Origin of the sequence: Actinomadura geliboluensis, assembly GCF_005889745.1 — a bacterium.
Lineage (GTDB): Bacteria > Actinomycetota > Actinomycetes > Streptosporangiales > Streptosporangiaceae > Spirillospora > Spirillospora geliboluensis.
On record NZ_VCKZ01000285.1, the window covers coordinates 1 to 12,312 of the forward strand.

12 protein-coding genes are annotated in these 12,312 nt (G+C 72.7%); 5 read left to right on the forward strand and 7 right to left on the reverse strand.

What is annotated here, in order from left to right; translation table 11 throughout:
• Nucleotides 1–1,867, forward strand: a 1,867-nt coding sequence (locus tag ETD96_RS30805) for a carbohydrate-binding module family 20 domain-containing protein (RefSeq protein ID WP_205719529.1), incomplete at its 5' end; no start/stop codon positions are given.
• A gap of 77 nt (nt 1,868–1,944) precedes the next feature.
• Here the strand turns inward: ETD96_RS30805 and ETD96_RS30810 are convergent.
• Nucleotides 1,945–2,535, reverse strand: coding sequence for a DoxX family protein (locus ETD96_RS30810; RefSeq protein WP_138640000.1), 591 nt, complete (start codon nt 2,533–2,535; stop codon nt 1,945–1,947).
• Between the two features lie 383 nt (nt 2,536–2,918).
• Here ETD96_RS30810 and ETD96_RS30815 point away from each other — a divergent pair, with 383 nt between their 5' ends.
• The gene (locus ETD96_RS30815; RefSeq protein WP_138640001.1) at nt 2,919–3,563 is read left to right on the forward strand and encodes a hypothetical protein; all 645 of its coding nucleotides are present in this window, start codon (nt 2,919–2,921) and stop codon (nt 3,561–3,563) included.
• Nucleotides 3,564–3,701: 138 nt separating this feature from the next.
• Nucleotides 3,702–5,369, forward strand: a complete 1,668-nt coding sequence (qcrB, locus tag ETD96_RS30820; protein WP_138640008.1) for a cytochrome bc1 complex cytochrome b subunit — start codon at nt 3,702–3,704, stop codon at nt 5,367–5,369.
• Nucleotides 5,370–5,391: 22 nt separating this feature from the next.
• Here qcrB and ETD96_RS30825 read toward each other — a convergent pair whose 3' ends face one another.
• From ETD96_RS30825 to ETD96_RS30850, 6 genes are all read right to left on the reverse strand, one after another.
• Nucleotides 5,392–5,994, reverse strand: coding sequence for a TetR/AcrR family transcriptional regulator (locus ETD96_RS30825; RefSeq protein WP_240808345.1), 603 nt, complete (start codon nt 5,992–5,994; stop codon nt 5,392–5,394).
• Nucleotides 5,995–6,042: 48 nt separating this feature from the next.
• Nucleotides 6,043–6,747, reverse strand: coding sequence for a Crp/Fnr family transcriptional regulator (locus ETD96_RS30830; RefSeq protein WP_240808346.1), 705 nt, complete (start codon nt 6,745–6,747; stop codon nt 6,043–6,045).
• Between the two features lie 163 nt (nt 6,748–6,910).
• Nucleotides 6,911–7,699: a DUF427 domain-containing protein gene (locus ETD96_RS30835; protein WP_138640002.1), complete on the reverse strand. Its 789-nt coding sequence runs from the start codon at nt 7,697–7,699 to the stop codon at nt 6,911–6,913.
• Nucleotides 7,700–7,740: 41 nt separating this feature from the next.
• Nucleotides 7,741–9,069, reverse strand: coding sequence for an erythromycin esterase family protein (locus ETD96_RS30840; protein ID WP_240808347.1), 1,329 nt, complete (start codon nt 9,067–9,069; stop codon nt 7,741–7,743).
• Nucleotides 9,066–9,263, reverse strand: coding sequence for a hypothetical protein (locus ETD96_RS30845; RefSeq protein ID WP_138640003.1), 198 nt, complete (start codon nt 9,261–9,263; stop codon nt 9,066–9,068). The genes ETD96_RS30840 and ETD96_RS30845 overlap by 4 nt, the downstream gene beginning before the upstream one ends.
• A gap of 114 nt (nt 9,264–9,377) precedes the next feature.
• Nucleotides 9,378–10,364 carry an AraC-like ligand-binding domain-containing protein gene (locus tag ETD96_RS30850; RefSeq protein WP_138640004.1) on the reverse strand — a complete coding sequence of 329 codons (987 nt, stop codon included), beginning with the start codon at nt 10,362–10,364 and terminating at the stop codon, nt 9,378–9,380.
• A gap of 266 nt (nt 10,365–10,630) precedes the next feature.
• Here ETD96_RS30850 and ETD96_RS30855 point away from each other — a divergent pair, with 266 nt between their 5' ends.
• Both ETD96_RS30855 and ETD96_RS30860 read left to right on the forward strand, forming a co-directional pair.
• Entirely contained in the window at nt 10,631–11,311 is a 681-nt protein-coding gene (locus ETD96_RS30855; protein WP_138640005.1) for a dioxygenase family protein, read from the forward strand.
• Nucleotides 11,312–11,582: 271 nt separating this feature from the next.
• A partial coding sequence (locus ETD96_RS30860) for a DUF2637 domain-containing protein (protein WP_138640006.1) occupies nt 11,583–12,312 on the forward strand: 730 nt, incomplete at its 3' end.

Sequence of the window (12,312 nt, forward strand, 5' to 3'; positions counted from 1 at the left end):
GTCCCTGCTCGCCGCCGGTGCGCTCGTCCTCGGCGGGCTGGCGCCCGCCGCCGCCCTGCTCCCCGACTCCGTGCTCCCCCACTCCGAGGCCCGCGCCGCCGCCGCGCTCAACGCGAGCGACGTCACCGCCAACCTCTGGGAATGGAACTGGCCGTCGGTCGCGGCGGCCTGCACCGGCCACCTCGGTCCCGCCGGGTACGGGGCCGTCCAGGTCGCGCCGCCCGCCGAATCGGTCAGCCTCGCCAGTACGAGCGACGGCGCGCACCCGTGGTGGGAGGTGTACCAGCCCGTCTCCTACGGCCTGACCAGCCGGCTCGGGAACCGCGCCCAGTTCGCCGCGATGGTCGCGGCCTGCCACGGCGCGGGCGTCCGCGTCTACGTGGACGCTGTCATCAACCACATGGCGGGCCACAACAACACGGTCAGCACCACCTACGGCGGATCGTCGTTCGATCCCGCCGGCTTCTCCTACCCGGCCGTCCCGTACGGGTACGGCGACTTCCACCACGCGAACGACGGCTACTGCAACGACGACGACGCCGGCATCGACGACTGGAACGACACATCCGAGGTGCAGAACTGCGAACTGGTGTCGCTGTCGGACCTCAAGACGCAGTCGGCCTACGTCCGCGACAAGATCACCGGATACCTCAACGACCTGATCGGGCTCGGCGTGGACGGGTTCCGGATCGACGCCGCCAAGCACATCGCGCAGAGCGACTTCGCCGCCATCAAGGGCGCGCTCAGGGCCACGATCGCCGAGGGCAAGGCGCCTTACATCGCTCAGGAGGTCGTCCCAGGGGCGACCACCGACGCGCTGAAGCCCTCCGCGTTCACCCAGAACGGCGACGTGCTCGGCTTCTCCTACGCGCGGGGGCTGAAGACCCAGTTCCAGAACGGCACGCTGGCGAACCTGGCGGGCATCCCGTCGTGGTCGCTGGACGCGAGCGGCGACCGCACGTTCACGATGATCACGAACCATGACACCGAGCGGGACGGGTCGACGCTCAGTTACAAGAACGGCACCGACTATGTGCTGGCCAACTACTTCCTGCTGGCCTACCCGTACGGGAGGCCTTCGGTGTACGACGGGTTCGCGTGGTCGTCGGCCGGGCAGTCGCCGCCGGCCGACTCCCGCGGCTTCGTCACGGACGCCTCCTGCTCGGGCGGCTGGCAGTGCTTCACGCAGTCGACCGGGATGAAGGGCATGGTCGCCTGGCACAACGCGACCGCGTCCGCCACGGTGGTCTCCGACTTCACCGCCACCGCCGGCGGCGTCATCGGGTTCCGGCGCGGCGACCGGGGCTGGGTCGGGCTCAACGACACCGCGAGCCCGTCCACCGCCTCCTACCGGACCGGGCTCGCGGACGGCGTCTACTGCGACGTCATCACCGGCGGCGCCTCACCGGTCACCGGGGACGGCTGCGCGGGGACGGCGGTGCCGGTGTCGGGCGGCACCGCGACGGTGACCGTCCCCGCGCACGGCGCGGTCGCGATCCACGCGGACGCCAAGACGGGCGCCACCCCCACCGCCACACCCACCGCCACGCCCACAGCCACACCCACCACGACGCCCGCGACCGTGTCGGACGCGTTCAACGTCTACGCCACCACCACATGGGGGACGAGCGTCTACGTCGTCGGCGACATCCCGGCGCTCGGCTCCTGGGACACCTCCAAGGCCGTCAGGCTCTCCCCCGACCGGTACCCGACCTGGAGCGGGACGGTGTCGCTGCCGACCGGTACGAGGATCGAGTACAAGTACATCAAGAAGACCGACGCGGGCGCCGTTACCTGGGAGAACGGCGCGAACCGCAGCTACACGACGGGGACGTCCCCGCACGTCGCGAACGACACCTGGAGATAGCCGCCCCCGCGGCGCGCGGCCGGCCTCCTCGTGTGCGGAGGCCGGCCGCGCCCAACTCACCGCCGGCTCACCGCCCGCTACTCCGCGGCGCTCTCTCCCGCAGGCTCCCCGGCCGACGCCCCATCCGACGCCCCATCCGACTCCCCGGCCGGCTCCTTGGCCGGGCGCCAGAAGACCGCCAGCAGCAGCGCGGCGCCGATGCCGCCGGCGAGCGCGGTGACCGCCAGGCCCGTCCAGCCGGACAGGTCGCCGTCGACGCCGAGCGCGCGGTCCAGGGACACGGCGCCGCCGCCGAGCGCGCCGGCCGCGCACGCCACCATGATGATCATCAGGACGTACTCGTAGCCCTGCCCGGGCCGGAAGATGAAGAAGCCGTTGCGCAGGTGCGCGGTGATGAGCGCGACCGCCATCGTGCCGACCGCCCCGGCCGCGGCCAGCGGCGTGAGCAGGCCGAGGATCAGCAGGATCCCGGCGCCCAGTTCGGTGCCGGTCGCCATCAGCGCGTGCAGGCGGCCCGGCCGCAGCCCCATCGACTCGAACCAGCCCGCCGTGCCCTCGATCTTCCCGCCGCCGAACGCGTGGTTCCAGCCGTGCGCGAGCAGGGTGCCGCCCACGGAGACCCGCAGCACCAGCGCCGCGATATCGCCACCAACCGCCTCAACAGCCATTTATGGCCCTTCCCTCCGCCGTTCCCGCACCGTACGGACGATCTGCGCTTTGCGCGTACCGGTGCCAACCCTCCGGACGGCCTTCCTCATCCCGTCCGCATCTCGCCGCAGGTCAGCCGGTCCACCATGTCGGCACCCATCAGTACAGGCCCCGAACTGCCGAAGGGAAGCCCCAGGAGATTCGGAAACGCCGGGAGCCCGGCTCCGGCGGCCCTCCGCTCACCGCCGTCCGCACCGCATAGATCGGCCGGCGTGGGGCACGTCACAAGGGTCAGACTCCAGATCACGTCACGTTCGGAGGCGTCCCGCGCGTCTATCTGTGCGACGGCCGGCTGTGGGACGGCCGTCCGCGACGGCACCGGTGCGGAGGTCGAGGAGGCGGCATGGAAGGCGTGGCCAGGAAGTACGACCTGACGATGCTGTACGCCGTGGACGACGCGTTCCGCCGTGACGCGGCCCGCCTGGAGGCCGCGCCGGGGCCGAACGGGGCGGCCGTCGCGAACAGCTGGTCGCTGTTCGCCCACCACTGGCAGCTCCAGGACAACGCGGAGAAGCGCGCCCTCTGGACGGTGATGTACGCCAAGGACGCGGGCGTCCGCTCTCCCGGCCGGCTCGGGCGCGTCAGCGCCGTCCTCGACGACCTGGCGCTGCGGACGCTGCGGGTCGTCCCGCTGATCGACGGCCTGGACGCCGCGCTGGAGCACCACGACCTCCGCACGTTCACGCAGTGCGCGCGCGACCTCCGCACGCGGCTCGGCGCCCTGCTGGACTTCAAGGAGTCCGACGTCCTGCCCCTGATCCAGGAGACCCTGACGCCCTACGAGTGGGGCACCTACGACGTCGAACTGCGCCGCGAGCTGGGCGTCCGGGGGCTCGGCACGTTCCTGCCCTGGCTGCTGGACGGCGCCCCCGACGCCACCCGCCGCGCGGTGCTGCGGCTGCTGCCGCCGCCGATCCGGCTCGCCTACCGGACCACCTGGCGGCCCCGCTACCAGCGGCGCACCCACCTGGCCGTGCCCGCCTGCTGACCTCCGCGCGGAGCGCCCCGGTCGACACCGGCGCGCTGTGACGCGGTGCACATCCTGGGATGTCACATCCGCCACCAAATCCCCGTCTTATTCGCAGATGCGGAACATCCGCGAATGTGCGACGGAGGGATGCTCACGATGGCGGGGACGACGAGGCCCCAGGCCCGGGGCAGGGCAGTGGACCGCTCGGCGCGGGCCCTGGACGATCGGCTCGGCACCACCGGCTTCGCGCGCAGGGCGCTGCGCAAGGCGTTTCCGGACCACTGGAGCTTCCTGCTCGGCGAGATCGCGATGTACTCGTTCGTGATCATCCTGCTCACCGGGGTCTACCTGACGCTGTTCTACAAGCCGAGCATGCAGGAGGTCGTCTACAACGGCTCCTACACGAAGCTGCGCGGCGTCGAGATGAGCGAGGCGTACGCGTCGACGCTCAACATCAGCTTCGACGTGCGGGGCGGGCTGCTCGTCCGGCAGCTGCACCACTGGTCGACGCTGCTGTTCATGGCCGCGATCCTCGTGCACATGCTGCGGAACTTCTTCACGGGGGCGTTCCGCAAGCCGCGCGAGCTGAACTGGCTGATCGGCGTCCTCATGCTCGTGCTCGTCATGTTCAACGGGCTGTTCGGCTACACGCTGCCGGACGACCTGCTGTCGGGCACCGGCCTGCGCATCCTGGAGGGCGTCACCGCCTCCATCCCGCTCGTCGGGTCGTACACGGTGATGTTCCTGTTCGGCGGGGAGTTCCCCGGGACCGACATCATCCCCCGCCTGTACGTCATCCACATCCTGCTGATCCCGGGCCTGCTCGCGGCGCTCATCCCGCTGCACGCCATCGTGCTGACCTGGCGGCAGACGCACACGCAGTTCCCCGGCAAGGGCAGCTCCAACGGCACCGTCCACGGCTACCCGTTCTTCCCGGTGTTCATCGCCAAGACCACCGCGTTCTTCCTGTGGCTGCTGGGCGTGACGACGCTGCTGGCGGCGTTCGTCCAGATCAACCCGATCTGGCTGTTCGGCCCGTACGATCCGGGCGCGATCAGCTCCGGGTCGCAGCCCGACTGGTACATGGGCTGGCTGGAGGGCGCGCTGCGGATCATGCCGTCGTGGGAGATCACCCTCTGGGGCCACACGGTGGCGCTCAGCGTGCTCGTTCCCGCGCTCGTGGTGCCGGGGGTGCTGTTCACGGGCCTCGCCGCCTACCCGTTCCTGGAACGCTGGGTGACCGGCGACGACCGGATCCACCACCTGCTGGACCGGCCGCGCGACGTCCCGCCGCGGACCGGCATCGGCGTCGCCGGGGTCGTCTTCTACGGGACGCTGTGGCTCGCGGGCGGCAACGACGTCCTCGCCGACCGGTTCCACGTCTCGCTGTTCTGGACGACCTGGTTCTTCCGCGGCCTGATCATCCTGGGCCCGGTGCTGGCCTACATCATCACCTACCGGATCTGCGTCGGCCTGCAGCGCCGCGACCTCGGCCTGGCCCGGCACGGGCTGGAGACCGGCATCATCCGGCGGTCGGTGGAGGGCGGGTACAGCGAGGTGGAGCGGCCGATGCCGGACGAGGCGATCGCCGCGATCACCGATCCGCGCCCGGCGGTGGCCGTCGACCTGGACGTCCCGCCGCCGGTGGACGGGATCGACAGCCCGCGCGGCCGCACCGCGCGGGGCCGGCTGCGCGCCGCGCTCAACCGCCGGTTCAGGGCCGACCTGGCCGTCGTCCCCGAACGCCGTCCCGAGCTGAACGCAGGCAACGGCGACGGCGATGGCGAACGGCGGGCCGTCGACGAAGCCGCCTCGCGGCACTGATACCGGCGCGGCGGGGCCGCGCTCAGGGACGGAAGAGGTGCGCTATCACGGGCGCGGCGGCGGCCACCGGGTCGTCGCCGAGCTCGGGCGGCAGCGCGCCGCTCAGCCACAGGTGCGCGAAGCCGTGCACGATGGACCAGGCCGCGATGCCCCGCGTCCGGTCGTCCCCGTCCCCGGGCGCGGCGCCCTGTGCCCCGTCCTGTTCGCCGTCCTGTTCTCCGCCCTGTGCGGTGCCCCGGACGCTCGCCGCGAGCACCCGGCCCGCCCGGTCGCGGGCGGCGGTCACCTCCGGGTCGCCGGCGCGGTAGAGGCCGGGGCTGAACATCACCTCGAAGTGCGCCCGGTGCTCGACGGCGAAGCGGACGTAGGCCAGCCCGACCGCGTGCAGGTCGTCGCCGGCCGCTTCGAGGGCGTCCGCGAACAGCGCGTACCCCTCGGCGGCGACGGCGGTCAGCAGGCCCGTCTTGTCGCCGAAGTGGTGCGCGGGCGCGGCGTGCGACACCCCCGCGCGGCGGGCCAGCTCGCGCAGGCTCCACCCGGCCGGGCCCGACTCGGCGATCGCCGCGACGGCGGCGGCCATGACCGTCCGCCGCAGATCCCCGTGGTGGTACCCGTCGCCGCTCACGCCGGAGATCCTAGAGCGCGCGCCCCCACCGGCCCCGCTTGCCCCGCGTCAGTCTTCTTCTTTGGCGAACTCGCGGAGCCCGGGCAGGTCGACCACGGTGATCTTGCGCCAGCCGGTGCGGATCAGGCCCTGGCGGCGCAGGCCGTTGAGGGCGCGCGCGACGGTCTCCCGGGACGCGTCCATCCAGCTGCCGAGCTCCTCCTGCGACAGCGGCGGGCCGATCTCGATCGACCCGTCCGGCGCGGGCGGGGCGTGGTGGGCCGACAGCTCCGCGAGATGCGTCAGCAGCGCGGCGAGGCGCTGCGGACCGCGGCTCGCGACGTGCGCGGTGAGGCGCCGGTCGGAGTCGTCCATCCGCTGCACGAAGGTGCCGGTGACCAGCATCCACACGTCCGGGTGCTCGTCGAGGAAGCCGGTGAAGCGGGCGGCGGGCACCACCAGCGCGCGGATCGGCGACAGCGCGGTGACGGTCGCGGCGCGCGGCCGGCCGCCCAGCACCGCGCTCTCGGCGATGAGGTCGCCGGGGCCGCGGACGGCCAGCACCACGTCGTGGCCGTCGGCCGTGGACGAGGTGACCTTCGCCCAGCCGCGCTCGATGACGATCACATGGTCGGACTCGTCGCCCTGGTAGACCAGCGGCGCCTTCACCGGGTACTGCCGGGGACGCGCGGCGTCGCGCAGGGCCGTCCGCTGCGCGGGGTTGAGCGCGGCCCAGAAACCCGGCCGCGGGGAGGACGCCCCGTACCCTGCCAACAGCCCGTCTCCTTGCCTGCCGCGCACTCGCTCGCCGCCGTGCCCGTCTTCCGCGGCGCCTGCCCCGGTCACTGCCCACGGTCAATGGCACTGTAAACCGGACGGCGGCGCCTTGGGCACCGCGAGAACCCGGAAGCGCGCTCCGCGCGCGGCCGCGGGGCCGTCAGGCGCCCGGCGGCGGCTGGGACTCGATCGTCAGGGCCTCGTGGTCGAAGCTCAGATAGCCCGCGATCTTGACGGCGTCCTCCAGCGGCTCGTCGTACGACCAGGCGGCGTCCTCGGCGCCCTCCAGGGACCAGTACGTCGTCTCTCCCTTGTACGGGCAGACGGTCCGCTTCCGGCTCCTGGTCAGCAGGTCGCGGCGGACGTCGTCGGCCGGGATGTAGTACCGGTTCGGCAGCCCGGTCTCCGACAGGACGATCGGGTGCTCGGTCTCCGCGACGACCTCCCCGTCCCGCAGCACCCGCACGTGGCGGCGCGCGCGCCGCGCGTCGACCCGGTGGAAGGGGTCGCGCAGATGCCCGTGGACCTCCTCGTCCTCGTCGTACCAGGCGTCCATCGGCTCCCAGTAGAAGGCCATCAGCCCGCGCAGCCACGGCGCCTCGTCGTTCGGCTCCGGATAGGCCCACACCGCGTTCTCGGCCTCGCGCTCGCCCACCCGGATCGTCCAGTACGCGGCGTCGCCCTTGAACGGGCAGTGCGTGGTGTGGTCGGTCCTCACCAGGAGGTCGGTCCGCACGTCCTCCTCGGGGACGTACAGCACCGGCAGCAGGCCGGTCTCGTGCAGGAACTCGCCGCGCTCGGTGTCGAGGACGATCTCCCCCGCGAACCAGGCGTGGACGCGGCGCGGGAACCGGTGCATGAACAGCCGGTGCTTCGGCCCGTCGATGGTGAAGTTGACCTCGTCGCCGGGCGAACCCGCGAGCGGTCCCGGCCGCATCGTCAAGGACATGGACGACTCCTCGTGCTCGGTCGGCTCGGACTGGCGCCGGCTCAGACCCCCGTCGGCATCGTCTCCAGTTCACCACAGTGCGCCGCCTCCGCGTGCAGCGGCTGGAGGGCGGAGGTGATCCGGAACCAGCAGAGCGTGTCGTAGCGGTCGGCGAGCCGGGTCGGGACGTACTGGCGCGGGTCGCGGTCCGGGTCGTACACGACGCCGATCGCGCGGTGCCCGAGCGTCCGGGTGAGGAACGGCGGCTTGTCCGGTTCGGGCGGCACGATGAACATGCCGCGGTGCAGTTCCGAGCCGGCCAGGGCGTCCTCGAGCGACCCGTGCGCCGGCGGCGGGACGTGCATGACCTCCATCGGGCCGCCCCAGCGCGGCGAGGCGACGACCTCGCCGGGCCCGCCCGCGAAGCCGACCACCACGACGTCGTCCCGGCCGTGCCGCTCCCGGGCCAGCTGGCCGAGGTTGACCATCCCGGCGCCCGCCATGTCCGTCGCCCGCGCGTCGCCGACATGGGTGTTGTGCGCCCACACGACGGCCTTGCCCTCGCCGCGCCGCGCCTCGTGGAACTCCAGGAGCCGGTCGAGGGTGTCGGCCATGTGGACGTCCCGGACGTTCCACGACTCCGGCCCGCCGCCGATCATGGCGCGGTAGTACCGCTCCGCGCCCGCCGCCACCTCGGCGTTCTGCCGGGCGTCGAACTCCGCCGCCGGGTCGCCGCCCCCCGCCGTCCCGGCGGGCGCGCGCAGCCGCGTCAGCAGCGCCAGGACCTCGTCGGCGCACCCTTCCGGGACGAGCGCGGTGTTCCAGCCGTAGGCCTGCGGGTCCTCGCCGTGCGGTTCGAAGCAGCGGTACGCCTTCAGGGCCGTGCCGAGGTACTCGGGGCGGTGCTCGGCCAGGTGGTCGACGACGGCCCGCAGCGACTCCCACAGGCTGTAGACGTCCAGGCCGTAGAAGCCGGCGCGGTCGTCCGGCGGCAGGTCCGCGTTGTGGTCGCGCAGCCACCGGCAGAACTTGGCGGTCTCCTCGTTGGCCCACATCCACGTCGGCCAGCGCTCGTAGGCGTCCAGGACGTCGCGCGGGTCGGCGGGCGCGCCCGGGGCCAGCGTCACGCTGCGGCCGACCCGGCGGCAGTCCGGGTAGTCGCCCTCGACCGCGACGAAGGAGAACCCGCGCTCGGAGACCAGCCGCCTGGTCAGCGCGGCCCGCCACGCGTAGTACTCGTGCGTGCCGTGGCTGGCCTCGCCGATCAGCACGCAGCGCGCGTCCCCGATCCGGTCCATGAGCGGATCGAGGTCCTCCTCGTACTCCAGCGGCAGCACGGCCCCGAGCACGTCTGCGGCGTCGGCCGCGTCGTGGTTCATCGCGGGGCTCACCGCGCTCCCCTCCGCTCCCCCTTCGGACCCGCGCCGCGCTCGCTGGCGCGGCGGGGCCGGTGGTGCTCGTCCAACTGCAGCTCCCGGTTGGCGCGCTCGCCCGCCTCGCGGTCGCTGGCGATCCCCTGGTCCTCCATCTCCTTGCGGAGCCTGCGGCGCTCGGCGTCGTACTTGTGGCTTCCGGGTCGTGGCATGGCGGCGGTCCCCCTGTCCCCCCATTTCTCGTCGTCACTCCCCGCGTTCCCCCGATCCCAGAATCAATGCAGACAAACGGGGCATTTTGCCGAGCAGGACCGCTCTCCGCAGCGCTAGTCGTCGCGCTGCAGGCCGGTGGCACGCGCCCGGTAGGCGCTCGGGGTCTCGCCGTAGGCGGCGCGGAACGCGCGGCTGAACGCGGCGGCGTCCGGGAGGCCCCAGCGGTTCGCGATCGCGCCGATCCGCTGCGTGCCGAGGAACGGGTCGCCCAGCTCGCGGCGGCAGTTCTCCAGCCGCCGGGCGCGGACGTAGCGGGCGACGGTCGTCCCGGCCGGCCGGAACACCCGGTACAGCTGCCGGACCGAGACGTGGTGCGCCGCGGCGATCACGGCCGGGGACAGCGCCGGGTCGTGCAGCCGCGTCTCGATCCACTCCTGGATCGCGCGCAGCATCTCCGCGCTCTCCGGGGACGCGGCGGGCGGCGCCCCCAGCCACTCGCCGGCCGCGCCGGTGACCAGCTCGACGATCGCGCCGCCGAGGTGGTGGGCGTAGGGCTCCTCCCCGGCGCCGGCGGCGACGGCGGCCTCCTCGGCGCTCTCCTCGGCGAGGGCGCCGAGGAAGGACGAGGCCAGCCGCCCGGTCCGGCCGGCGCCGCCGAGCAGCGTGCCGCCGAACGCGGCCAGCCGCTCCGGCGGCAGCGGGACGGCGCTGTGCGGGATCACGACGGTGAAGATCCGGTGGGCGCCGAACACGATCTCCACCGGGCGGGTCAGGTCGTAGAACACCACGTCCCCGACCCCCACCTCGGCGCAGCGGCCGTTCTGCCGCAGCACGCACGAGCCGCACAGGACGAGGCCGAGCTTGTAGCACTCGCGGGTGTCGCGGGCGATCTGCCGGGCGCCGCGGCGCACCGCGTGCGCGGGCGCGTCCACGTCGCCGGCCTCGACCGGGCCGAGCGAGCGGGCGGACAGCCGGGCGGCGAAGCCGCCGGGCCGCGCGGGCCGGACGTGGAACGGCCCGAAGGCGGAGCTGACCAGGTGCCGCCAGTAGTCGGCCTGGTCGCGGGCAGGGAGGTCCGAGGTGTCAACGAGCGTGGGCATGACGCTCCTCCGGTCGGCGGGCGGGGGTCTCGGACGCCACCCGCCAGGCTTCTACGACCCGTCAGGAAGGTCAATGAGCGAGTCAGCACGACGCTCGCGGCGGGCTTTGGCACTCGCCGCCAACGGCCGGGCACGCACCGACAAGACCGGCCGCCCCCGACCGGCTTATACATATCGCGGACGCACCGTGCTCACCCGCCGCGTCCGCACTCCCTGGGAGCCCCGCCAGCCGGAAGATCCCGGACCGACCCCCGAGAGGAACCCCCATGCCAGAGGACGAGCAGGACCGCAGCACCAGCCCCGAGGCCGCCCACGCGGAGACCCCGCAGGACGGCATCAGCCGCAAGAACTTCATCGTCGCCGCGGGCCTCGGCGCCATGGCGCTGCCGGCCGCCGCGTCGCTCGCGGCGGCGGCGCCCGCGCAGGCCAGGACCGAGCCTCCGCGGCTCACCCCGACGCCGAAGTGCGACGGCGGCGACGACGACCCGACCCCGCCGCAGATGGAGGGCCCGTACTTCAAGCCCGGTTCGCCGGAGCGCTCGTCGCTCGTGACGCCCGGGATGCCCGGCACGCCGCTCACCGTGACCGGGATCGTCTACTCCCTGTCGTGCCGGCCCGTGAGCCGCGCGCTGCTCGACTTCTGGCAGGCCGACTACTATGGGAATTACGACAACTACGGCTATAAGCTACGTGGACATCAATACACGGACACAATGGGACGATTCACCCTGACAACGATCGTGCCCGGCCTCTACCCCGGCCGCACCCGGCACATCCACGTCAAGGTCCAGGCCCCGTACCAGCGGATCCTGACCACGCAGCTCTACTTCCCGAACGAGCCCCGGAACTCCACCGACATGCTCTTCGACCCCGAGCTGCTGATGAACGTCCAGACCGGCCCGACCGGACGCACCGCGACGTTCGACTTCGTCCTTCAGGTGCCGTAGCCGGCCCGCGAGTCACGTCTCCGCCGGGGCACCGGCGCGTCCCGGCGGAGACGCCCGCCCGCCGCGCCCGTTCACCGCACCCGTTCACCGCACCGGCCCGCCGCACCGGCCGACCCTGCCCGTTCACCCCGCTCGTTTGGCGCTCTGTGCCCAGAACCTCCCGGAATGCGACCGAGCCGTAACGTGAATCGGCCACGAAACGCCAAAGGAATGGATAGTCTCCCAGGCGATCACTCTTGGTCGGGTAAAAAACTCTGGGAGCACACGCCGCATGAGCGCTGCCAACCGGGCACAGGTCATCACACGGTGGGGGGCCATCGCCTTCATGGCGGCCGCGGTCCTGACCGCCACCGCCGGTGGCTTCGCCCAATCGTATGCCGGTCTCTACCACTGGGCTCTGGAACACGGCCTGCGGGGCTGGAAGGCCGAATCGTTCCCCCTGCTGGTCGACCTGTTCATCATCGTCGGGGAGCTCGGTCTCTTCCTGCTGGCCATCGACGCCTTCGTGATAAAGCGCCGCGCCATCATGAGCTGGCTCGACTTCTGCCTGCCGCTCACCATCGCCCTCGCCGGCTGGACGGCCAGCCTGATCTTCAACGTGGGCCACGTCGGCAACAAGACGTTCTCCTACCAGGCGACGGCCGCCGTTCCGCCGATAGTGTCCATGCTCGGCCTGTTCGTCCTGCTGCGGACCCTGCACCGGTACGTGTCACAGAAGATCGACGACGAGCCGAAGCCGCCGGAGCCGCAGCCGCGCGCCATCGCCGGCCCCGTCACGCTGAACCAGATCACGCTGATGCCGCTGCGGACCACCGGCCCGTTCCCGCAGATCCAGGTGCCCGGCCACTCCGGCAAGGCGCTGGAGTCCGGCACGTCCGCCGAACCGGCCGCCGAGGCGCAGGCCGACCGGACCAAGGCCGACGCCCCCAAGGCCGCGCCGAGCGAGCCCGCCCGCGCGGCCGCTGTCTCTCAAACACAGCTGACCCCTCCGACGCCGCCAC

Coding starts and splice junctions, on each gene's coding strand:
- ETD96_RS30810 (WP_138640000.1), bottom strand. CDS start 2,535: ATGGCTGTTGAGGCGGTTGGTGGCGATATCGCGGCGCTGGTGCTGCGG.
- ETD96_RS30815 (WP_138640001.1), top strand. CDS start 2,919: ATGGAAGGCGTGGCCAGGAAGTACGACCTGACGATGCTGTACGCCGTG.
- qcrB (WP_138640008.1), top strand. CDS start 3,702: ATGGCGGGGACGACGAGGCCCCAGGCCCGGGGCAGGGCAGTGGACCGC.
- ETD96_RS30835 (WP_138640002.1), bottom strand. CDS start 7,699: ATGTCCTTGACGATGCGGCCGGGACCGCTCGCGGGTTCGCCCGGCGAC.
- ETD96_RS30845 (WP_138640003.1), bottom strand. CDS start 9,263: ATGCCACGACCCGGAAGCCACAAGTACGACGCCGAGCGCCGCAGGCTC.
- ETD96_RS30850 (WP_138640004.1), bottom strand. CDS start 10,364: ATGCCCACGCTCGTTGACACCTCGGACCTCCCTGCCCGCGACCAGGCC.
- ETD96_RS30855 (WP_138640005.1), top strand. CDS start 10,631: ATGCCAGAGGACGAGCAGGACCGCAGCACCAGCCCCGAGGCCGCCCAC.